The organism is Streptococcus sp. SS-4456 (assembly GCF_036680365.1).
Taxonomy (GTDB): Bacteria; Bacillota; Bacilli; order Lactobacillales; family Streptococcaceae; genus Streptococcus.
On record NZ_JAVIHI010000024.1, the window covers coordinates 1 to 21,147 of the forward strand.

Here is a 21,147-nt window from a genome sequence, read left to right on the forward strand (position 1 = left end):
TCAAAATTCCTGTTTGGGCTAGCCCAAACAACTTAACCTCTGGAACTCTAGTTATCAATGAACTTGTTGCACTTGACTTGACAACGTGCGTGAGAAAAAAATTTCAAAAAAGTAAGAGAAAAGTCTTGCATTCTATAAAATACTGTGTTATGATTATTGAGGTTTGAAAAAACTGACCTAAGACAGTAGGGGAGCTAGACTCGTAAACATCCTACCGAGGCACAAAACGATTATTGAGATAAACGTATTTGTACTTTCGTGTCTAGGTTTAGGTGCGATTTTTTTGTGCCTAGCCCAAAATAAAAACGGAGGTAAAAAAATGAGTGAAGCTATTATCGCTAAAAAAGCGGAATTAGTAAATGCCGTTGCTGAGCAAATGAAAGCTGCAACATCTATCGTTGTTGTAGACGCTCGTGGTTTGACAGTAGAACAAGATACAGTTCTTCGTCGTAACTTGCGTGGTGCAGAAGTTGAGTACAAAGTTATCAAAAACTCAATCTTGCGTCGTGCTGCTGAGCAAGCTGGTCTTGAAGGTCTTGCAGAATTGTTTGTAGGTCCATCTGCGGTTGCATTCTCAAACGATGCAGTTGCTCCAGCTAAAACAATTTACGATTTCGCGAAAACTGCTGATGCTCTTGAAATCAAAGGTGGAGCTGTAGAAGGCAAAGTTTCTTCTAAAGAAGAAATCGAAGCACTTGCTACATTGCCAAACCGCGAAGGCATGCTTTCTATGTTGCTTTCTGTACTTCAAGCGCCAGTTCGCAACGTTGCATACGCTGTCAAAGCTGTTGCAGAAAAAGAAGACGCTGCTTAATGTGTCAGAGCGTAGCTGCTTAGTGCTACAAACTATTTAAAAACCTAAATTGGAGGAATATCACAATGGCATTGAACATTGAAAACATTATTGCTGAAATTAAAGAAGCTACTATCCTTGAGCTTAACGACCTTGTTAAAGCTATCGAAGAAGAATTTGGTGTAACTGCGGCTGCTCCTGTAGCTGTTGCTGCAGCTGGTCCTGCTGAAGAAGCTAAAGACTCATTCGACGTTGAATTGACATCTGCTGGCGACAAAAAAGTTGGCGTTATCAAAGTTGTACGTGAAATTACTGGTCTTGGTCTTAAAGAAGCTAAAGAGCTTGTTGACGGTGCACCAGCTATGGTTAAAGAAGGCGTTGCAACTGCAGAAGCTGAAGAAATCAAAGCTAAATTGGAAGAAGCAGGCGCTTCAGTTACTCTTAAATAATAAAGTAACTACTCAAGTAGCTTAAAAACATGATTAAACCGCAATTCTTCGGAGTAGCGGTTTTTTTGTCTGAATAGGGGCAAATTATCCCATTTAACAATAATACATTATACTATTTTCCAATCGATTTTAAGTTGGATGGATTTTTTTAAAACCTGTCAAGTTTTTTTCTTGACACCAGGTCGAAGTATGTTATAATAGAACATGTGATAAATAGCTCTGCTATTTCACCGAATAAAAAATATAAAGAAAAGAGAATATTTTAAAATGGCAGTAAAAATCCGTTTGACTCGTATGGGTTCTAAAAAGAAACCTTTCTACCGTATTAACGTTGCAGACTCACGCGCTCCACGCGATGGTCGTTTCATCGAAACAGTTGGTACTTACAACCCACTTTTGGCTGAAAACTCAGTAACTCTTAAAGAAGAGCGTGTACTTGAGTGGTTGGCAAAAGGTGCACAACCATCTGATACAGTTCGTGCCCTTCTTTCAAACGCTGGCGTATTGAAGAAATTCCACGAGCAAAAATTCTCTAAATAAGAACAGTAAGCGAGAACACTTATGGACATGATTGAAAATCTCATTATTGCGATTGTGAAACCTTTGATTTCACAGCCTGATAGCTTGACAATTAGAATTGTTGATACACCTGAATTTTTAGAATATCATTTGGATTTGGATAAATCTGATATTGGACGTATCATTGGGAAAAAAGGGCGCACAATTTCTGCAATCAGAACGATTGTCTACTCTGTTCCAACAAGTGATAAAAAAGTTCGTTTAGTGATCGACGAGAAAGAATAAGAAAGTCACCGTATGGTGGCTTTTAACTTAGACAAAGGGGCCAGGCCCCTTTTTATCATCATTTAGCTTACTCTTATTATTTCGACGTATGAGAGTGTAGGAAAACCCTCAGTCTTACTAGATCTATACATCTAAAGTTAGGGGGTGATATATTTTCTGTCGCTCAATGAAGCGGCAAATAGAAAGGTGGATTTATGCGACTGATTTGGACTTATTTGAAAAAATACCCCAAGTGGCTTGCCTTAGACTTGTTGGGAGCCTTCTTATTTGTAGTGGTAAACCTGGGCCTGCCAACATTTTTGGCAAGAATGATTGACCAAGGGATTACAAAAAATGATGTTGGTCAGCTCTATTATTGGGCAGGAATGATGGGTTTGATTGTTTTGCTTGGTATTCTTGGACGCATTACTCTAGCCTATGCGGCTGGACAGTTGACAACCAACATCGTCAAGGATATTCGGAACGACTTATATGAAAAAATTCAAGATTATTCGCATCATGAATATGAACAAATTGGCGTTTCCTCTCTAGTTGCTCGCATGACAAACGATGCTTTTGTTTTGATGCAGTTTTCAGAAATGGTATTGAAGCTTGGAATTATCACACCTTTGATGATGGTTGCCTCGGTCATCATGACCTTGGTAACCAGTCCGAGCTTGGCCTGGACAGTAGCAGTAGCTATGCCGTTTCTAGTTTTTGTTATTTTCTATGTAGCTACTAAAACTCGTCCTCTCTCTGAAAAACAACAGAAACGATTGGATACAATTAACCAGTATGTTCGTGAAAATCTAATGGGCTTGCGGGTCATTCGTGCCTTTACGCGTGAAGAGTTCCAAGAAACTCGTTTTGCAGAGGTTAATGAAGAATATACTGAAACATCCAAAAAACTCTTTAACCTGACTGCGCTGACAGAGCCACTATTTGTGCAGATTATTATTGCCATGATTGTGGCTATTGTCTGGTTTGCCCTGCCTCCTTTGAAAGATGGTAGTTTGCAAATCGGTGATTTGGTCGCCTTTATCGAATATAGTTTCCACGCTCTATTCTCCTTCTTGCTCTTTGCTAACTTGTTTAACATGTATCCACGGATGTCGGTATCGAGCCAACGGATTCAGGAAGTCTTGGACATGCCTATCTCTATTTCTAAGAATGAGGACGGCATAACTGAAACAGACACTCGTGGTTATCTGGAATTTGAAAATGTGACCTTTGCCTACCCTGGTGAAACAGAGTCGCCTGTTTTGCACAATATTTCCTTCAAAGCTAAGCCTGGTGAAACCATTGCCTTTATTGGTTCAACAGGTTCTGGTAAGTCTTCCTTGGTCAACTTGATTCCACGTTTCTATGATGTGACACTTGGTCGTATCTTGGTGGACGGTGTGGATGTCAGACACTACAATCTGAAGGCACTCCGCAGCAAGATTGGCTTTATTCCGCAGAAAGCTCTGCTATTTACCGGAACTATCGCTGAAAACTTAAAGTACGGTAAGATGGATGCTAGTCTTGCTGAACTTCATGATGCGACGGATGTGGCTCAGGCTAAGGAGTTTATCGAGAGTAAGGAAGAGAAATTCGACACCCATCTAGCAGAAGGTGGAAGCAACCTGTCAGGCGGGCAAAAGCAACGTTTGTCCATTGCGCGTGCTATTGTCAAACAGCCCGATATCTATATCTTTGATGATTCCTTCTCTGCCTTGGATTATAAAACGGATGCAATTTTGCGGAGCCGTTTGAAAGAAGTGACGGAAAATGCGACGGTGCTGATTGTGGCTCAGCGGGTAGGAACCATTATGGATGCAGACCAAATTATCGTGTTGAACGAAGGTGAAATCGTTGGTCGCGGTACCCACAATGAATTGATGGAAAGCAATGAGATTTATCGTGAAATTGCCAATTCTCAGCTTAACCGTCAATCTTTGACAGAAGAATAGGAGGACTTATGAAGAATAAATCAGTATTTACTCGTGTTTGGGACTATTTGCGTCGCTACCAATCTTCTGTATTTTTAGCTGTTTTTCTAAAGGCCATTAGCGCAGTTATGAACGCCTTAGAACCCTTTGTACTGGGGCTTATCATTACAGAATTGACCAAGAATTTGCTGGATATTGCTAATGGGGTAGAGGGGGCGCAGATAAATGTTTCCTATATCGCCGTCATGCTTGGTCTGTACGCATTCCGTGCCCTCATGTATGAAATCGGCGCCTATGGTTCCAACTATTTTATGACAAAAGCAGTGCAGGGTGCGACAAAGGAATTGCGTCAGGATTTGAGTCACAAGATTAACAAAATTCCTGTTTCTTACTTTGATAAGCACCAATATGGTGACCTACTGGGGCGTTTTACCAACGATGTGGAAACTGTGTCCAACGCCCTGCAACAAAGTTTTCTCCAGCTAGTCAATGCCGTTCTGACCCTCTCTCTAGCCATTTTCATGTGTTTCTGGTTGGATGTCTCCCTAGCACTTGTAGTCGTGACCTTGGTTCCAGTGACTTATTTCGGTTCCAAGTTTGTCATGGGCAAATCTCAGCCCTACTTCAAACAACAGGCGGATGCACTTGGCCGATTGAATGGCTTTGTCCAAGAAAATCTGACTGGTTTTAACGTTCTCAAACTTTACGGCCGTGAAGAAATTTCTACAGAAGAGTTTCACCAGATTACCGCAGATTTGCAGGAAGTTGGTTTCAAGGCTAGCTTCATGTCTGGTTTGCTTATGCCTCTGGTTCATGGCTTGTCAAATATCGCCTATGTCGTCGTTGCCTTGCTATCTGGATTGAAAGTTCTTGTAGGTACATTGACAGTCGGTAATATGCAGGCCTTCGTCCAATACGTCTGGCAGATTTCTCAGCCTGTCCAAACCTTGACCCAGTTGGCACCCCAGTTGCAGTCTGCCAAATCCTCCCTTGAACGCATCTTTTCAGTCTTAGATGAGCTTGACGAAGAAGACGCCAATGCGCTGGAGTTGACATCTAGTTTGACCGGACAAGTCAGCTTTGAACAGGTCGAATTTGGCTATTCAGAAGATAAGCCGCTTATCCGTAACTTTAATCTGGATGTTCAACCGGGTGAAATGGTGGCTATCGTTGGACCAACAGGAGCAGGTAAGACAACCCTTATCAATCTTCTCATGCGTTTCTATGATGTCACTTCCGGTGCTATCAAGGTGGATGGTCAGGATATTCGAAATCTTTCACGTCAATCCTACCGTAGTCAATTTGGTATGGTCTTGCAGGATGCTTGGCTCTACGAAGGAACTATCAAGGAAAACCTGCGTTTTGGTCGTCTGGATGCGACGGATGAGGAAGTTGTGGAAGCTGCTAAAGCTGCAAACGTTGACCACTTTATCCGTACCCTGCCTGGTGGTTACAACATGGAAATGAACCAGGAATCCAGCAATATCTCCCAAGGTCAGAAACAGCTTTTGACCATTGCGCGTGCCTTGTTGGCAGACCCTGCTATTCTAATCCTTGACGAAGCGACTTCTTCAGTCGATACCCGTTTGGAACTTTTGATTCAAAAGGCCATGAAACGCTTGATGAAGGGACGGACAAGTTTTGTCATCGCCCACCGCTTATCAACCATTCAAGAAGCGGATAAGATTTTAGTCTTGAAAGATGGACAGATTATCGAACAGGGTAACCATGACAGTCTTTTGGCAGATAAAGGTTTCTATTACAATCTCTATCAAAGTCAGTTTAGTGAATCCAAATAAAAAACGAACTCCCTTGTCAGTGAAGACAGGGGAGTTTCGTACTTAATAGGCGATTTCAGCTAGTAGATTTTCTGCTGTAGTAGTTGGTAGAATTCGAACACGATTGAGGGTCAGTAGCCCATCACTTGCTGAAGCTAAGCCGTTGTTAGTTGTCACGCCAAGCTTGTAGCCAGCCTGCTCAGTCAAGGCAACGGTATCAGCTGAGTAGCGTCCACCTGGATAGGCAATGGCGATGGTTTCTTGATTTAATTGGTTATCTAGATAGGCCTTGGACGAGGTTAATTCAGATATTTGCGTTTCGAAGCTGCTATATTCCAGGTCAGGATGGTTGACTGTGTGGCCTTGGAAGGAGAGCCCTGCAGCCTGCATTTCCTTGATTTGTTCAATGGTTAGATGTCCAGCCTGTCCATACTCAGTAAAACCTGTAATGACATTGTTAGTTGCTTTCATTTGATACTGCTTGAGCAGAGGGTAGGCATGGCTATAAAAATCCCATAGGCTATCATCAAAGGTTAGCCAGACAACTTTTTTGCCAACTGGTAGAACATTTTCAGTTAGTACCTTATAGGCTTCTTCAGGAGATAAAGTATAGTAACCCGCATCATTTAATGCTTTAAGGTGACTTTCAAAGGTTGCAGGATCTACAATTAAATTTGCATTTGGAGCTTCCTCGGGTGCCATGACATGAATGGCATGGTACATGAGAATAGGCAGTTTGACAGGTTCAGACTGAACTTCCCAAGTAATAGCAGTTGAGCTAGAAGTGTTGGATGTTGTAGTAGCAGTAGTTTCTTTTATCTGCGTGCTGTAGGAATAAGTGCTAGCTTGTTTTACAGTCATTTGTTGTGTGACTTGAAAGATGAGGAAGCCAAGTATGGTAAACAAAACAATTAGGGGGAGTAGGTCTAAGAAACGCTCAATTCTAGTCTTTCTTTTTCGCTTTTGTTTTCTATTCAGAGTATTCAGTCTGGAATGTTTCATGAGAAATTCTCCCTATAAATATGTATATAACGATTATATCAAATTTTTTGCCAAATGGTTAGCCAATTTGATATAATAGGAGAAATACTTTCTAAAGGAGATCACATGGTAGTTAAGATTGGATTATTAGGTTTTGGTACAGTTGCAAGTGGCGTGCCGTTTTTACTAGCTGAGAATACAGAAAAGATTGAAAAGGCAGCGCAGGACAGTATCGAGGTTGCAAAAGTTCTTGTCAAAGATGATGCAGAGAAAGAACGTTTGTTGGCTGCGGGACATAACTATAATTTTGTTACAAATATTGACGAGATTTTAGCTGATGAGGACATTGCCATCGTCGTTGAATTGATGGGCCGTATCGAACCAGCCAAAACCTTTATCACTCGCGCCTTGGAAGCAGGTAAGCATATTGTTACAGCGAACAAGGATTTGTTGGCGGTTCATGGTAGCGAATTACGTGCATTGGCTGAAGAAAAGGGGCTGGCTCTTTATTATGAGGCTGCAGTAGCTGGTGGTATCCCAATCTTGCGTACCTTAGTCAACTCTTTGGCTGCTGACAAGGTTACTCGTATCCTTGGTGTTTTGAATGGTACATCAAACTTCATGTTGACCAAGATGGTTGACGAAGGCTGGACCTATGATAAGGCTCTTCAAACCGCTCAAGAACTTGGTTATGCAGAATCAGACCCAACCAACGACGTTGAGGGAATCGATGCAGCCTACAAGGCTGTAATCCTCAGTCAATTTGCCTTTGGTATGACGGTTGATTTTGACCATGTAGCTCACAAAGGGATTTCCAACATTACGCCAGAAGATGTAGCAGTGGCTCAAGAATTGGGCTATGTCATTAAACTTGTGGGAGATATCCAAGAAACCACCTCTGGTATTTCTGCCGAAGTATCTCCAACCTTCCTACCTAAAAATCATCCATTGGCTAGCGTAAATGGTGTGATGAATGCAGTCTTTGTCGAGTCAATCGGAATTGGTCAATCCATGTATTATGGACCAGGTGCAGGTCAGAAGCCAACAGCAACAAGTGTAACAGCTGATATTATTCGTATCGTTCGTCGCTTGAAAGACAATACAATCGGCAAAGCCTTTAACGAATACAGCCGTCCACTTCAATTAGCTGCTCCAAGCGATGTTAAGAGCGAATACTACTTTTCAATTGTTGCACCAGATAAGAATGGAAAAATGCTTCGTTTGGCAGAGATTTTCAATTCTGAAGAGATTTCCTTTAAGCAAATTCTGCAACAAGCTGCCAATGGTGAAACTGCTCGCTTGGTCATTGTAACTCATGAAATGAGCAAGACACAATTAGAAAATGTGACTGCTAAATTGGCTCAAGAATCAGACTTTACAGTCTTAAATATATTTAAGGTATTGGGAGAATAAGGTATGAAAATTATTATCCCTGCAACATCTGCCAATCTCGGACCAGGATTTGATTCAGTTGGTGTTGCCCTTTCGAAATATCTAACGATTGAAGTGTTTGAAGAGACTGATGAATGGATTATTGAACATAATTTAGACCATGTGCCGTCAGATAAGAATAATCTTCTTATCAAAACAGCTTTGAAGGTAGCTAAAAACCTCCAGCCTCATCGGATTAAAATGTTTAGTGATATTCCTTTAGCGCGTGGGTTAGGTTCTTCAAGTTCTGTTATTGTAGCAGGTATTGAGTTGGCCAACCAACTGGCTGGCTTGAATATGACTGCAGATGAAAAATTACTTAAAGCAACTGAAATTGAAGGGCATCCTGATAATGTGGCTCCTGCGATTTACGGTAATCTGGTTATTGCTAGTTATGTCAATAAGAAGGTACAGGCTGTAGTAACAGCGTTTCCGGCGGCAAGTTTTGTTGCCTTCATTCCAAACTACCCATTGCGCACAGTTGAAAGTCGTGGAGTTCTACCTTCGCAAATGGGCTACAAAAAAGCTGTTGCTGCCAGCGCCATTTCCAATGTGGCTGTTGCTAGTTTGATGGCTGGTGATTTGGAGAAGGCTGGGAAAGCCATTCAGTCAGATATGTTCCACGAACCCTTCCGCCAATTGTTGGTCAAAGAATTTTGTCCAATCAAGCAAACAGCACAAGAACTAGGAGCCTACGCAACCTATCTATCGGGTGCAGGACCAACTGTCATGGTTTTGACTTCAAAGGATAAGGAAGCTGCCCTTGTAACAGCCCTTGAGCAATTAGACTTGGATGGAACGGTGCATCCTCTTCAGGTGGATACAAAGGGTATTCAAGTGATATAATATTCAGCTCCACGGGAGCTGATTTTTTTTATAAAAATTTCTACCTAGAAACTGGATTTATATTCGTTTTTTGAGCTGTTTTTTGGTATAATATGACCTGTATATTTTAAATTGAAATGAGAAGATGATGAAAGATAAAATTAGGCTGGAATTAGAAGGAATTGATATTCGCTTCGATGAGCCATTAAAAGAATATACTTATACAAAAGTTGGAGGTGCTGTTGATTACCTAGCATTTCCTCGTAACCGTTATGAAATTGTCCGTATTGTTGAATTTGCTAAACGTGAAAATATTCCCTGGCAAGTACTGGGAAATTCCAGTAATATTATCGTTCGGGACGGTGGTATTCGTGGATTTGTTATCCGAATGGACAAACTCAATTCTGTCACTGTTTCGGGCTATACTATCGAAGCAGAAGCAGGGGCGAATTTGATTGAAACAACTAAAGTTGCGCTTTTTCATTCCTTGACAGGATTTGAATTTGCCTGTGGTATTCCTGGTAGCATAGGTGGAGCGGTTTATATGAACGCTGGTGCCTACGGAGGAGAAATCGCTCATATTCTGGTTTCTGCTCAGATTTTGACCCCTGCAGGTTATGTAGAAACCTTGGATAACCGTGAGTTGCGTTTTGGCTACCGCTCGTCAATTTTACAAGAGAATGGTGCCATTGTTTTATCTGCTAAATTTGCCCTAAAACCTGGTAACCACCCAGTTATTCAAAATGAAATGGCTCGTTTGACCCATTTGCGTGAATTGAAACAACCTCTGGAATATCCATCGTGTGGCTCAGTCTTTAAGCGTCCTCCAGGTCATTTTGCTGGTCAGTTGATCATGGAGGCTGGCTTGAAAGGCTACCGTATTGGTGGTGTGGAAGTATCTGAAAAACATGCTGGTTTTATGGTCAATGTCGAGAATGGTACAGCAAAGGATTATGAAAATCTGATTGCCCACGTTATCGAAGTTGTTGAAAAATCTTCAGGCGTTACACTGGAGAGAGAAGTGCGTATTATCGGCGACCCAGCTGATAAACTTTAGCCATCTGGCTCTGTTAAAAAGAAGGAATTTATGAGAATTGAAAAAGCCAATTATTGAATTTAAGAACGTTTCAAAAGTATTTGAAGACAGCGGAACAACTGTATTAAAGGATATTAGTTTTGAATTGGAAGAGGGGAAATTTTATACCCTTTTAGGAGCTTCTGGTTCAGGTAAATCAACGATTTTGAATATCATCGCTGGTTTGTTGGATGCAAGTTCAGGTGATATTTATCTGGATGGTCAACGGATTAACGATGTTCCGACTAACAAGCGAGATGTCCATACCGTTTTCCAATCCTATGCCCTATTCCCACACATGACTGTCTTTGAGAATGTGGCTTTTCCTCTTAAATTGCGTAAGGTTGACAAGGCTGAAATCGAACGCCGTGTGACAGAGGCTCTTCAAATGGTCCGGCTTTCTGGTTACGAGAAACGCTCCATTCAGAAATTGTCTGGTGGTCAACGACAACGTGTCGCTATTGCTCGCGCCATTATCAACCAGCCTCGCGTTGTCTTGCTAGATGAACCACTTTCTGCCCTGGACTTGAAACTGCGGACAGAAATGCAGTATGAACTGCGTGAATTGCAACAACGCCTAGGGATTACCTTTGTCTTTGTTACCCATGACCAAGAAGAAGCACTGGCCATGAGTGACTGGATTTTCGTCATGAATGAAGGTGAGATTGTACAGTCAGGAACGCCAGTGGACATTTACGACGAGCCAATCAACCATTTTGTTGCCACCTTTATTGGCGAGTCCAACATCCTGTCTGGTCGCATGATTAAAGACTATTTAGTTGAATTTAACGGCAAACGCTTCGAAGCTGTGGATGGCGGTATGCGACCAAATGAGGAAGTTCAAATCGTTATCCGTCCAGAAGACTTGCAGATTACACTTCCAGAAGAAGGGAAATTGCAGGTAAAAGTAGATACCCAACTCTTCCGTGGCGTTCACTATGAAATCATTGCCTACGATGATTTGGGAAATGAGTGGATGATTCACTCTACTCGTAAAGCTATCGTGGGGGAAGTCATCGGTCTGGACTTTGAGCCAGAAGATATCCATATCATGCGTCTCAATGAAACGGAAGAAGAATTTGATGCCCGTATCGAAGAATATGTGGAAGTGGAAGAAGTGGAAGATGGCTTAATTAACGCCATCGAGGAGGAACGCAATGAAGAAAACCTCTAGGCTCTTTGCAATTCCCTATGCCCTATGGGTCTTTCTCTTTGTACTCGCGCCCGTTGCCCTGATTATCTTCAAGTCTTTCTTTGATATTCATGGCAATTTCACTCTGGCCAATTATCAAACTTATTTCAATTCGCCAAATATGACCTATCTGCGTATGAGTTTTAACTCCATTTTTTACGCAGGTATTATTACTCTAGTTACCCTACTGGTATCCTACCCAACAGCTTACTTCTTGACTAAGCTCAAGCATAGACAACTCTGGTTGATGCTTATTATCTTGCCGACCTGGGTCAATCTTTTGCTGAAAGCCTATGCTTTTATTGGTATTTTTGGTCAACATGGTTCTGTCAACCAATTCTTAGAGTTTATTGGCTTGGGTGCCCAGCAAATTCTTTTCACGGATTTCTCATTTATTGCTGTTGCAGCCTATATTGAAATTCCATTTATGATTTTGCCAATCTTTAACGCCTTGGATGATTTGGATAAGAACTTAATCAATGCCAGTCGTGATTTAGGGGCTACATCTTGGCAGACCTTTACAAAAGTTATTTTCCCTCTTTCCATGAACGGCGTTCGTTCAGGTGTACAAGCAGTTTTTATTCCGAGTTTGAGCCTCTTTATGTTGACCCGTTTGATTGGCGGTAACCGAGTGATAACCTTGGGTACAGCAATCGAACAACATTTCCTGACCACACAAAACCAGGGAATGGGTTCAACCGTCGGTGTGGTCTTGATTTTGGCCATGCTCTTGATTATGTGGATGACGAAAGAGAGGAAGAAATAATGAAAAAATTTGCAAACATTTACTTAACGGTTGCCTTTCTTCTTCTTTATTTGCCGATTTTCTATCTGATTTTCTACGCTTTTAATGCGGGTGGAGATATGAACGGCTTTACAGGCTTTACCTTGGAGCATTTTTCGTCCATGTTGAGCGATAGCCGTCTGATGCTGATTTTGGCGCAAACATTTTTCTTGGCTTTCTTGAGTTCTTTGATTGCGACTATTATCGGAACTTTTGGAGCTATCTACATTTATCAGGCAACACCTCGTTTTCAAAATGCGCTCTTGTCTGTCAATAATATTTTGATGGTGGCACCAGACGTCATGATTGGGGCGAGTTTCCTGATTCTCTTTACCATGATTGGTTTCCAGCTTGGATTTGTTTCAGTATTGCTCAGTCATATTGCCTTTTCTATTCCAATCGTAGTATTGATGGTCTTGCCACGCTTGAAGGAAATGAATGCCGATATGATTTCAGCAGCCTATGACTTGGGTGCAACTCAGCCACAAATGCTGAAAGAAATCATGTTGCCATACTTGACACCAGCGATTATTGCAGGTTATTTCATGGCTTTTACCTATTCCTTGGATGACTTTGCCGTGACCTTCTTTGTTACGGGAAATGGTTACTCAAATCTATCTGTAGAGATTTACTCACGGGCTCGTCAAGGGATTTCTTTGGAAATCAATGCCCTGTCAACCTTAGTTTTCCTTTTCTCAATCTTATTGGTAGTGGGTTATTATTTCATCTCACGTGAAAAGGAGGCCAACTAATGAAACGTTTATATTCATTTTTTCTAGGAATTATTGCCATTATTCTCATTCTTTGGGGAATCAGTTATAAACTCGAAGCTGATTCAACTCAAGGAACGACGGATAAGTTGGTTATCTATAACTGGGGAGATTATATTGACCCAGAATTACTGGAAGAATTTACTGCTGAAACAGGTATTCAGGTGGATTACCAGACTTTCGACTCCAATGAATCCATGTATACCAAGATAAAGCAGGGTGGTACCACTTATGATTTGACCATTCCATCTGAGTATATGATTTCCAAGATGACCGAAGAGAATATGCTCATCAAATTGGACAAGTCGAAAATCGAAGGTTTGGAAAATATTGATCCACAATTCATGGGCTTGAGTTTTGATAAGAACAATGATTATTCCATCCCCTATTTCTGGGGAACCTTGGGAATTGTTTATAATGAAACCATGGTCGAAAATCCTCCTCAAGAATGGGAAGATTTATGGTCTGAAGAATACCGAGACAATATCATGTTGATCGATGGTGTTCGTGAAGTGATGGGATTTGGGCTACAATCTTTAGGTTATAGCCTAAACTCAACAAATTCAGCTGAAATCGAAAAAGCTGCTGAACATCTTTACAATTTGACACCAAATGTTAAGGCTATCGTAGCTGACGAAATCAAGGGCTACATGATACAGGATGCGGCAGCAACTGCGGTATCATTCTCTGGTGAAGCCAGTGAAATGTTGGATGGCAATGAAAATCTACGTTACATCGTACCATCAAAAGGTTCCAACCTGTGGTTTGATAACATGGTCATTCCAAAAACCGCTAAGAATTTGGACGGTGCCTATGCCTTTATGAGTTTCATGCTCCGTCCTGAAAATGCACTGCGCAATGCTGAATATGTTGGTTACTCAACACCAATTCCTGCAGCAAAAGCCATGTTGGATGAAGAAACTCAGAACGATGAATCCTTCTATCCTTCAGAAGAAACCATGAAGAAGATGGAAGTCTATGATAACCTCGGACAAGAGATGCTGGGAATGTACAATGATCTTTATCTCCAGTTCAAGATGTATCGGAAATAAGACAAAAGACCACTAGGACAATTCTGAACTAGTGGTTTTACTGTTTTCTATTGATTATCTATATGTTGCAAATGGGATACCTGCTGGGAAGGACTTTTATTATCATCTCTAGTTGGTTTGAAAATCTTTCATCATTTTCTGAATTTCTTTCGAAATGTCTGTAGGTTTTACAAGATAGAATTGCTGTGCTAATTGGTCAGCGATGTAGGAATGAAGGTAGGTGGCAGTCACAACTCTATCATATAGTCCTACATGTGGAAATTGCAGGGCAAATCCTGCAATCATACCAGCAAGCGTATCGCCCATTCCTCCAGTTGCTTGATAGGGACCACCAGCAGTTATTGGTGTGATTTGCTCAGGATTGGCTTGCAGGACATGGCTAGATGAACTCTTGGCGACTAAAATGGTATGTTTTTGAAATTCTTTTAAGGCGGTAAGATTGGTCTGTTTTGTTTGTTGGGCAATAGGGATGGCGGACAATCTTTCCCATTCTTTTTGGTGGGGTGTTAGGATAACCTGTTTGCAGGGAAAAATTTTCCTGTTCTGTTTGGCTATCAAGGTCAAGGCAGAGCCATCCAGGACAAGAATTTGTTTTTCTGACACATTTTCAAGTACAAGGTCAACTAGGTTTTCTGCTCGGCTATTGTCCCCCAAACCCGGACCAATCAATACCAGGTCAGCATGTTTTAAGTTAGCTAGGAGTAAGTCTTTGTCATCAACTGAAAAGGTCATGGCTTCAGGCAGGTGACTATGCAGTGCTGGAATATTTTCATTTTCAGTAGCGACAGTAACCAAGCCAGCTCCGCTATTGACAGTGGCTAGGGCAGTCATGATGATGGCGCCACCGTAAGGGTAAAGTCCGCCAATCAGTAAGGCACGGCCGAAGGTTCCCTTGTGGCTGTTCATAGGTCGTTCCTGAATGACCTGCCTACAAAGTTCTTGTAAATCCATAATTGTCAACTCCTTTCATAGATTATTATAGCATGAGTTTCAGTGGCATTTGCAATTAACTTTTTAGAAAAATCATCTTTTTCATGCTATAATGGACATATGGTATTATCAAAGAAACGTGCTAGAAAAGTTATAGAAGAAATCATCGCCCTTTATCCTGATGCTCAGCCTAGTCTGGATTTCCGCAACCATTTTGAATTGGTCTGCGCAGTACTTTTGTCAGCTCAGACAACGGATGCTGCAGTTAACAAGGCAACCCCAGGTTTATTCGAGGCTTTCCCAACGCCTCAAGCTATGGCAGCAGCAGAGGTGAAGGACATCGAGCCCTACATTTCTCGCTTGGGCTTGTACCGTAATAAGGCCAAGTTTTTGAAAGAATGCGCCCAGCAGTTGTTGGACCGACACGATGGCGTTGTCCCACAGACACGGGAAGAATTAGAGGCCTTGGCTGGAGTGGGGAGAAAAACGGCCAATGTGGTGTTGAGTGTCGGTTTTGGCATTCCTGCATTCGCAGTCGATACCCATGTGGGTCGGATCTGCAAACACCACGACATTGTCAAAAAATCGACTACTCCTCTGGAAACGGAAAAGCGGGTCATGGAGGTCTTACCACCAGAACTCTGGCTGCCAGCCCACCAGGCCATGATTTATTTTGGACGAGAAGTCTGCCATCCCAAAAATCCTGAATGTGATAAATTTCCACAATTATATGAATTTGAGTAAAAAATCTTCAGTTTTTGGAGATTTTTTTCGTATTCTTGTCAAAAATTTCCAGTAAAATCAGAACGTTTTTAGAAATATTCAATAGAATGTCTTCTAAAACGGAATTTGACGAATATTCAATCCTGTTTTACTTATATAAAACGATAATAAACGAACGTTTAAACATGATGTACAAAGTATATTGACAAAAAACAAACAATGGACTATAATAATAGATGTCGGTTAAGGAAAAGCGAACAAAATCCTGTTTCCTACTACAAAAATCATTTAAAAACGAACAGAGGAGAAGCCCATGTTTAATGAGACACCTGTTTTTGACTACGAAGATATTCAGCTCATTCCAAACAAATGTATCATCAATAGCCGTTCAGAGGCAGATACATCTGTAACACTCGGAAAATACACTTTTAAATTGCCAGTTGTTCCAGCCAATATGCAGACGATCTTGGATGAAGATGTGGCAGAAATGTTGGCCAAAGATGGTTATTTTTACATCATGCACCGTTTTGATGAAGAGGGGCGTATTCCTTTCGTGAAACGCATGCATGACCAAGGTTTGATTGCTTCAATCTCGGTTGGTGTGAAAGACTATGAATATGACTTTGTTTCTAGTTTAAAAGCTGACGCGCCTGAGTTTATTACCATTGATATTGCGCATGGTCATGCGGATAGCGTGATTAAAATGATCAAGCATATCAAGAAAGAATTGCCTGATACCTTTGTCATTGCAGGTAATGTCGGCACTCCTGAAGCTGTTCGAGAATTGGAAAATGCTGGTGCGGATGCAACAAAAGTTGGAATTGGTCCTGGTAAGGTCTGTATCACCAAGGTCAAAACTGGTTTTGGTACAGGCGGTTGGCAGCTGGCTGCCCTTCGTTGGTGTGCAAAAGCTGCTCGTAAGCCAATTATTGCGGACGGTGGTATCCGTACCCACGGAGATATTGCCAAATCTATCCGTTTCGGTGCAAGCATGGTTATGATTGGTTCCCTCTTTGCTGGTCACATCGAAAGCCCAGGTAAGACGGTAGAAGTAGACGGCAAACAGTTTAAAGAATACTATGGCTCTGCATCTGAATACCAAAAAGGTGCTTATAGGAACGTGGAAGGCAAAAAAATTCTCCTGCCAGCCAAAGGTCACTTGAAAGATACGCTGATTGAAATGGAGCAAGATTTGCAATCATCCATTTCTTATGCTGGCGGTCGTGACATTACCAGCTTGAAGCACGTGGATTATGTAATTGTAAAAAATTCAATCTGGAATGGGGATTCTATCTAGTCAAAGAGGACTTGCAATGCAGGTCCTTTTCTTGTTACAATATTTGTATAAAATTGAAAGAGAATAAGTATGTACCAAACAAGAAATAACAATGAGAAGCTCTGGCTCTTTATCAAAATATTTTTGCCTATTTTAATTTATCAATTTGCTAATTACTCCGCATCTTTTATTGACACCATGATGACTGGTCAGTACAGTACCATGGATTTAGCAGGTGTTTCCATGGCGACAAGTCTTTGGAATCCCCTGTTCTCATTTTTGACGGGGATCGTATCTGCGCTTGTTCCAATCATTGCTCAATATCTAGGACAAGGAGAGAAGTCAAAGATTCGGCAAGAGTTTCATCAGTTTGTCTATTTGGCCCTAGGACTGACGGGAATCCTCTTACTATTGGTCTATCTTTTTGCCGTTCCGACTCTGTCTCGTTTTGACTTGGACGAAGCTGTCTTTCAGGTCGGTCGGCAGTACCTCTACTATATCTCCATCGGCATCTTGCCCCTCTTACTCTTCAGCGTCTGCCGATCCTTTTTCGACGCCCTAGGTTTGACCCGCCTATCTATGTACCTCATGTTGCTTCTGGTTCCCTTTAATAGCCTCTTTAACTATCTCTTGATTTATGGGAAAATGGGCCTACCGGCCCTGGGCGGAGCAGGTGCTGGATTGGGTACTGCTTTAGCTTACTGGGCCGTGTTACTCGTAATTGTCCTTGTCATGTGCAAAAATAAGATCATTTCTTCTTATCAGATTTGGCGGTGGAGTCCGCTTGACCTTTCTTTATTGAAGGAAGGCTTGAAAATTGGGTTGCCAATTGGTTTGCAAGTTTTTGCAGAAGTGGCTATTTTTGCAGTTGTTGGCCTTTACATGGCAAAATTTTCTGCTCAGATTATCGCGGCTCATCAGGCAGCCATGAACTTTGCAACCTTGTTATATGCATTTCCATCATCGGTATCCTCAGCCTTGGCTATTGTGGTTGCCTATGAAGTGGGTGCAAAACGACCTCTAGATGTAAAAGCCTACAGCCGTTTGGGACGCTTAGCAGCGCTAGGCTTTGCAGGGCTGACCTTAACCTTCCTTTATTTTTTCCGCTCCAAAGTTGCCTTTCTCTATGGAAATGATACAGACTTTGTCCGACTAACGTCACATTTTCTAAGCTTTGCTCTCATGTTTCAATTAGCCGATGCCTATACAGCACCAATTCAAGGAATTTTGCGTGGTTACAAGGATACAACTGTTCCATTTGTACTTGGCCTAGTTGCTTATTGGTCCATGACCTTTCCGGTTGCCTTTTTCCTGGAAAGATTTTTCCAACTGGGACCGGAAGCCTATTGGATTGGTCTGATTTCAGGTATTTTTGTTTGCGGGATTGCTCTAAGATTGCGTTTGAAGAAAATTGCTAGTGTTCAATAGATTTCTAAGTTTTTGCTTGACAGATTTTTGAGCTTGATATAATTTACTAAAAAAGGTTGGGTTCTTATATGAAAATGAAATGGTTGATTGGTATTATTTTATCTTGTATCTGCTTTTTACTTGCTTATCAGTATATGAAGAAAACTGAAATCAGTTTCCCTCAAGCTGACCAGATTATTATCAGCAATCAAGATAGTTTAGAGATAAAAACTTTGGAAGGTAGCGAAATGAGCGATTTTCTGTCAGAGCTTACCCAAATTCATCCCCATCTTTTCAAAAATGCTAGCAACCATGACCAGCCAGTCGGGGTAGAGGAATATTATCAACTAACCTTTCATCCCAATAACAAAATAGCCTATCTCTATGAAAAAAATGGCAAGACCTATCTGGAGTTTCCTTATGAGTTGACAGTCAGGACCAAAAAGTCCTTGTCCAAGTTAATAGACTAGAAGAAGTCGGAGCAATCTGGCTTTTTTCTTTGCTTGAGAAAATAACCTCATCATGTTAAAATAAAGGGATAGAAAATCAGATGGAGAAATTATGAATTATTTTAACGTAGGTAAGATTGTTAACACCCAAGGCTTGCAAGGAGAAATGCGTGTTTTATCTGTAACGGATTTTGCAGAAGAACGGTTTAAAAAGGGTGCAAAATTGGCCTTGTTTAATGACAAGGACCAGTTTGTCATGGAAGTGGAAATTGCTAGTCACCGTAAGGCTAAGAACTTTGATATTATCAAGTTCAAGGGTATGTACCACATCAATGATATCGAGAAGTACAAGGGCTTTAGTTTGAAAATTGCGGAAGAAAATTTGTCCGACCTTGAAGATGGTGAGTTTTATTACCATGAAATTATCGGTTTGGATGTTTATGAAAATGACCAATTGATTGGACAAATCAAGGAAATCTTACAACCTGGCGCTAATGATGTTTGGGTGGTCAAACGCAAAGGGAAGAAAGACCTGCTCTTGCCTTACATTCCGCCCGTTGTCTTAAACATTGATATTCCAAACAATCGCGTAGATGTGGAATTGCTTGAGGGCTTGGACGATGAGAATTGATATTTTGACCCTCTTCCCAGAAATGTTTGCTCCGCTAGAACATTCTATTGTGGGCAAGGCACGTGACAAGGGCTTGCTGGAAATCAACTACCATAATTTTCGTGAGAAAGCTGAAAAGGCTCGCCATGTGGATGATGAGCCTTACGGCGGTGGTCAAGGGATGTTACTCCGAGCTCAACCGATTTTTGACACCATGGATAGCATTGAACAAACCAAGCCCCGTGTTATCTTGTTGGATCCTGCGGGTAGAACGTTTAATCAGTCCTATGCTGAAGAATTGGCACAGGAAGAGCAGTTGATTTTTATCTGTGGTCATTACGAGGGCTATGATGAGCGGATTAAGACCCTGGTGACAGACGAGATTTCTCTCGGAGATTATGTTCTAACCGGAGGGGAATTGGCGGCCATGACGATGATTGATGCTACTGTTCGTTTAATTCCAGAGGTCATTGGCAAGGAAGTCAGCCATACGGATGATAGTTTTTCTTCTGGTCTACTGGAATATCCTCAGTACACTCGTCCCTACGAATATCGAGGGATGGTAGTGCCAGATGTTCTCATGAGTGGCCACCATGAAAATATTCGAAAATGGCGTCTGGAAGAAAGCCTACGAAAAACCTATCAACGTCGTCCAGATTTGTTGGGAAATTATAACTTTACAGCTGAAGAGTTAACTATTTTTGAAAAAATCAAAGCAGAAGACACAGTTGATTAGACTGTGTTTTCATGTTCAAAGGAGAAAATTATGAAACGTCAGGTATTTGAAGACTACCAACCTTATAAAATAAAACATAAGGCTAGATTTGACTTGGGCAATAATGAAAATCGCATTATTGATTGGTCCTTTTTACCGCAAAAGACCTTAGAGAGCTTAGAAGTTGGTCAATTGAGCTTTTACGGTGACAATACATACTCAAATCTGATTGAGAAATATGCGACCTATCTTGGAGTAAATCCCAGACAAGTGACGGTGGGAGTTGGCTCTGACCACCTCATTCATATGATTGTTTCCACCTTTATGGAGAAGGATGATACATTCTTGACGGTCAATCCTGATTTCTTCATGTATGAAACCTATAACCAGATGCATGGTAGTCGATTTGAAGCCATTGACTTGGAAGAGAAAGATGGGACCTTGGTTTTGCCAGTTGAGAACTTGTTGGCGCGTGCTCAGGAAACCAATGCAAAAATTCTCATGATTTCCAACCCAAATAATCCATCATCGGTTGCCTATTCTATGGAAGATTTGGAAAGGCTAGCGAGCTCTTTCAAGGGATTGCTGGTTATTGACGAGGCCTATATTGAATTTGCGGAAGTTGAAAGTTTCATCAGTCGACTTGAAGCCTATGAGAATGTCTTAGTTTTACGCACACTTTCTAAAGCTTTTGGTCTAGCAGGCTTAAGAGTTGGTTTCGCAGTTGGAAGTGAAGAGCTTGTTTATGAACTAGACAAGGTTATTCCACCTTTTAGTCTATCCAACTTAACGGCTCATATGGCTACAGTTGCCTTGGATTACAAAGATAAAGTAACAGAAACGGTTGAAACAATTGTCAAACTGCGTCAAGAGATGATGTCATTTTTAGATCAGTTAGATGGCTGCCAAGTGTTGCCAAGTCAGGCCAGTTTTGTAACCTTCAAGGCGCCGTGGGCAGAAGTGTTTCATCAACAAGCCTTAGCAAAAGATTGGAATTTCAAGTACTATCCAACAGGGAAATTAGCAGGTTACATTCGCCTGTCCGTTGGACGTCCAGAAGAGATGGCTATGCTTAAAGAGATGATTAGTTCAATGATAGAAAAGGGAGCAATTTCGTAAGAGATTGTTCTTTTTTGGAAGAAAATAGACAATTTTTGAAAGAATTTGCTAGAAAATGATTGACAATGACAGTT

General features: G+C 41.4%; 22 protein-coding genes and 1 other annotated feature. Of the genes, 20 read left to right on the forward strand and 2 right to left on the reverse strand.

The window, feature by feature from the left end:
- Nucleotides 1–158: 158 nt before the first annotated feature.
- Nucleotides 159–293, forward strand: a sequence feature (ribosomal protein L10 leader region).
- A gap of 26 nt (nucleotides 294–319) precedes the next feature.
- From rplJ to RFK25_RS07515, 6 genes are all read left to right on the forward strand, one after another.
- On the forward strand, nucleotides 320–814 hold the full coding sequence (gene rplJ / locus RFK25_RS07490; RefSeq protein ID WP_002936486.1) for a 50S ribosomal protein L10: 495 nt from the start codon (nucleotides 320–322) through the stop codon (nucleotides 812–814).
- 65 nt (nucleotides 815–879) lie between these two features.
- Complete coding sequence (gene rplL / locus RFK25_RS07495) at nucleotides 880–1,242, forward strand: 50S ribosomal protein L7/L12 (protein WP_105108607.1); 363 nt, start codon at nucleotides 880–882, stop codon at nucleotides 1,240–1,242.
- 267 nt (nucleotides 1,243–1,509) lie between these two features.
- A complete protein-coding gene (rpsP, locus tag RFK25_RS07500; RefSeq protein ID WP_024392238.1) occupies nucleotides 1,510–1,782 on the forward strand; it encodes a 30S ribosomal protein S16 in 273 nt (90 codons plus the stop codon).
- Between the two features lie 21 nt (nucleotides 1,783–1,803).
- Entirely contained in the window at nucleotides 1,804–2,046 is a 243-nt protein-coding gene (locus tag RFK25_RS07505) for a KH domain-containing protein (RefSeq protein WP_332412707.1), read from the forward strand.
- A 194-nt stretch (nucleotides 2,047–2,240) separates the two neighbouring features.
- On the forward strand, nucleotides 2,241–3,977 hold the full coding sequence (locus RFK25_RS07510; RefSeq protein WP_332412709.1) for an ABC transporter ATP-binding protein: 1,737 nt from the start codon (nucleotides 2,241–2,243) through the stop codon (nucleotides 3,975–3,977).
- A gap of 8 nt (nucleotides 3,978–3,985) precedes the next feature.
- A complete protein-coding gene (locus RFK25_RS07515) occupies nucleotides 3,986–5,755 on the forward strand; it encodes an ABC transporter ATP-binding protein (protein WP_332412710.1) in 1,770 nt (589 codons plus the stop codon).
- 42 nt (nucleotides 5,756–5,797) lie between these two features.
- Here the strand turns inward: RFK25_RS07515 and RFK25_RS07520 are convergent, their stop codons facing one another.
- Nucleotides 5,798–6,736 (reverse strand): polysaccharide deacetylase family protein, encoded by a 939-nt coding sequence (locus RFK25_RS07520; protein ID WP_332412711.1) that lies wholly within the window; start codon nucleotides 6,734–6,736, stop codon nucleotides 5,798–5,800.
- Between the two features lie 105 nt (nucleotides 6,737–6,841).
- Here RFK25_RS07520 and RFK25_RS07525 point away from each other — a divergent pair, with 105 nt between their 5' ends.
- From RFK25_RS07525 to RFK25_RS07555, 7 genes are all read left to right on the forward strand, one after another.
- A complete protein-coding gene (locus tag RFK25_RS07525; RefSeq protein WP_332412713.1) occupies nucleotides 6,842–8,128 on the forward strand; it encodes a homoserine dehydrogenase in 1,287 nt (428 codons plus the stop codon).
- A 3-nt stretch (nucleotides 8,129–8,131) separates the two neighbouring features.
- Nucleotides 8,132–8,992: a homoserine kinase gene (thrB, locus tag RFK25_RS07530; protein ID WP_332412717.1), complete on the forward strand. Its 861-nt coding sequence runs from the start codon at nucleotides 8,132–8,134 to the stop codon at nucleotides 8,990–8,992.
- Between the two features lie 127 nt (nucleotides 8,993–9,119).
- Nucleotides 9,120–10,028, forward strand: coding sequence for a UDP-N-acetylmuramate dehydrogenase (gene murB / locus RFK25_RS07535; protein ID WP_332412718.1), 909 nt, complete (start codon nucleotides 9,120–9,122; stop codon nucleotides 10,026–10,028).
- A 37-nt stretch (nucleotides 10,029–10,065) separates the two neighbouring features.
- Complete coding sequence (locus RFK25_RS07540; RefSeq protein WP_105109411.1) at nucleotides 10,066–11,220, forward strand: polyamine ABC transporter ATP-binding protein; 1,155 nt, start codon at nucleotides 10,066–10,068, stop codon at nucleotides 11,218–11,220.
- Nucleotides 11,204–12,004 carry an ABC transporter permease gene (locus tag RFK25_RS07545; RefSeq protein WP_172081803.1) on the forward strand — a complete coding sequence of 267 codons (801 nt, stop codon included), beginning with the start codon at nucleotides 11,204–11,206 and terminating at the stop codon, nucleotides 12,002–12,004. Before RFK25_RS07540 ends, RFK25_RS07545 begins: the two co-directional genes overlap by 17 nt.
- Nucleotides 12,004–12,774, forward strand: coding sequence for an ABC transporter permease (locus RFK25_RS07550; RefSeq protein ID WP_172081805.1), 771 nt, complete (start codon nucleotides 12,004–12,006; stop codon nucleotides 12,772–12,774). Before RFK25_RS07545 ends, RFK25_RS07550 begins: the two co-directional genes overlap by 1 nt.
- On the forward strand, nucleotides 12,774–13,844 hold the full coding sequence (locus RFK25_RS07555; protein ID WP_332412725.1) for an ABC transporter substrate-binding protein: 1,071 nt from the start codon (nucleotides 12,774–12,776) through the stop codon (nucleotides 13,842–13,844). The genes RFK25_RS07550 and RFK25_RS07555 overlap by 1 nt, the downstream gene beginning before the upstream one ends.
- Nucleotides 13,845–13,952: 108 nt before the next feature.
- Here RFK25_RS07555 and RFK25_RS07560 read toward each other — a convergent pair whose 3' ends face one another.
- Nucleotides 13,953–14,795, reverse strand: a complete 843-nt coding sequence (locus tag RFK25_RS07560) for an NAD(P)H-hydrate dehydratase (RefSeq protein ID WP_332412726.1) — start codon at nucleotides 14,793–14,795, stop codon at nucleotides 13,953–13,955.
- Nucleotides 14,796–14,894: 99 nt separating this feature from the next.
- On the opposite strand from RFK25_RS07560, the gene nth reads away from it, so the two are divergent.
- The 7 genes from nth to RFK25_RS07595 all read left to right on the forward strand — a co-directional run bounded on the left by nth (nucleotide 14,895) and on the right by RFK25_RS07595 (nucleotide 21,073).
- Nucleotides 14,895–15,518 (forward strand): endonuclease III, encoded by a 624-nt coding sequence (gene nth / locus RFK25_RS07565; RefSeq protein ID WP_332412727.1) that lies wholly within the window; start codon nucleotides 14,895–14,897, stop codon nucleotides 15,516–15,518.
- Between the two features lie 292 nt (nucleotides 15,519–15,810).
- A complete protein-coding gene (gene guaC, locus RFK25_RS07570) occupies nucleotides 15,811–16,794 on the forward strand; it encodes a GMP reductase (RefSeq protein WP_332412728.1) in 984 nt (327 codons plus the stop codon).
- Nucleotides 16,795–16,863: 69 nt separating this feature from the next.
- Nucleotides 16,864–18,201: an MATE family efflux transporter gene (locus RFK25_RS07575; protein WP_332412730.1), complete on the forward strand. Its 1,338-nt coding sequence runs from the start codon at nucleotides 16,864–16,866 to the stop codon at nucleotides 18,199–18,201.
- Between the two features lie 68 nt (nucleotides 18,202–18,269).
- Complete coding sequence (locus tag RFK25_RS07580) at nucleotides 18,270–18,650, forward strand: DUF5301 domain-containing protein (protein WP_332412731.1); 381 nt, start codon at nucleotides 18,270–18,272, stop codon at nucleotides 18,648–18,650.
- A gap of 91 nt (nucleotides 18,651–18,741) precedes the next feature.
- On the forward strand, nucleotides 18,742–19,260 hold the full coding sequence (gene rimM / locus RFK25_RS07585) for a ribosome maturation factor RimM (RefSeq protein WP_023370422.1): 519 nt from the start codon (nucleotides 18,742–18,744) through the stop codon (nucleotides 19,258–19,260).
- Nucleotides 19,250–19,975 carry a tRNA (guanosine(37)-N1)-methyltransferase TrmD gene (gene trmD, locus RFK25_RS07590; RefSeq protein WP_332412732.1) on the forward strand — a complete coding sequence of 242 codons (726 nt, stop codon included), beginning with the start codon at nucleotides 19,250–19,252 and terminating at the stop codon, nucleotides 19,973–19,975. Before rimM ends, trmD begins: the two co-directional genes overlap by 11 nt.
- 30 nt (nucleotides 19,976–20,005) lie before the next feature.
- On the forward strand, nucleotides 20,006–21,073 hold the full coding sequence (locus RFK25_RS07595) for a pyridoxal phosphate-dependent aminotransferase (protein ID WP_332412734.1): 1,068 nt from the start codon (nucleotides 20,006–20,008) through the stop codon (nucleotides 21,071–21,073).
- Nucleotides 21,074–21,147 lie beyond the last annotated feature (74 nt).

Coding starts and splice junctions, on each gene's coding strand:
- rplJ (WP_002936486.1), top strand. CDS start 320: ATGAGTGAAGCTATTATCGCTAAAAAAGCGGAATTAGTAAATGCCGTT.
- rplL (WP_105108607.1), top strand. CDS start 880: ATGGCATTGAACATTGAAAACATTATTGCTGAAATTAAAGAAGCTACT.
- rpsP (WP_024392238.1), top strand. CDS start 1,510: ATGGCAGTAAAAATCCGTTTGACTCGTATGGGTTCTAAAAAGAAACCT.
- RFK25_RS07505 (WP_332412707.1), top strand. CDS start 1,804: ATGGACATGATTGAAAATCTCATTATTGCGATTGTGAAACCTTTGATT.
- RFK25_RS07510 (WP_332412709.1), top strand. CDS start 2,241: ATGCGACTGATTTGGACTTATTTGAAAAAATACCCCAAGTGGCTTGCC.
- RFK25_RS07515 (WP_332412710.1), top strand. CDS start 3,986: ATGAAGAATAAATCAGTATTTACTCGTGTTTGGGACTATTTGCGTCGC.
- RFK25_RS07520 (WP_332412711.1), bottom strand. CDS start 6,736: ATGAAACATTCCAGACTGAATACTCTGAATAGAAAACAAAAGCGAAAA.
- RFK25_RS07525 (WP_332412713.1), top strand. CDS start 6,842: ATGGTAGTTAAGATTGGATTATTAGGTTTTGGTACAGTTGCAAGTGGC.
- thrB (WP_332412717.1), top strand. CDS start 8,132: ATGAAAATTATTATCCCTGCAACATCTGCCAATCTCGGACCAGGATTT.
- murB (WP_332412718.1), top strand. CDS start 9,120: ATGAAAGATAAAATTAGGCTGGAATTAGAAGGAATTGATATTCGCTTC.
- RFK25_RS07545 (WP_172081803.1), top strand. CDS start 11,204: ATGAAGAAAACCTCTAGGCTCTTTGCAATTCCCTATGCCCTATGGGTC.
- RFK25_RS07550 (WP_172081805.1), top strand. CDS start 12,004: ATGAAAAAATTTGCAAACATTTACTTAACGGTTGCCTTTCTTCTTCTT.
- RFK25_RS07555 (WP_332412725.1), top strand. CDS start 12,774: ATGAAACGTTTATATTCATTTTTTCTAGGAATTATTGCCATTATTCTC.
- RFK25_RS07560 (WP_332412726.1), bottom strand. CDS start 14,795: ATGGATTTACAAGAACTTTGTAGGCAGGTCATTCAGGAACGACCTATG.
- nth (WP_332412727.1), top strand. CDS start 14,895: ATGGTATTATCAAAGAAACGTGCTAGAAAAGTTATAGAAGAAATCATC.
- guaC (WP_332412728.1), top strand. CDS start 15,811: ATGTTTAATGAGACACCTGTTTTTGACTACGAAGATATTCAGCTCATT.
- RFK25_RS07575 (WP_332412730.1), top strand. CDS start 16,864: ATGTACCAAACAAGAAATAACAATGAGAAGCTCTGGCTCTTTATCAAA.
- RFK25_RS07580 (WP_332412731.1), top strand. CDS start 18,270: ATGAAAATGAAATGGTTGATTGGTATTATTTTATCTTGTATCTGCTTT.
- rimM (WP_023370422.1), top strand. CDS start 18,742: ATGAATTATTTTAACGTAGGTAAGATTGTTAACACCCAAGGCTTGCAA.
- trmD (WP_332412732.1), top strand. CDS start 19,250: ATGAGAATTGATATTTTGACCCTCTTCCCAGAAATGTTTGCTCCGCTA.
- RFK25_RS07595 (WP_332412734.1), top strand. CDS start 20,006: ATGAAACGTCAGGTATTTGAAGACTACCAACCTTATAAAATAAAACAT.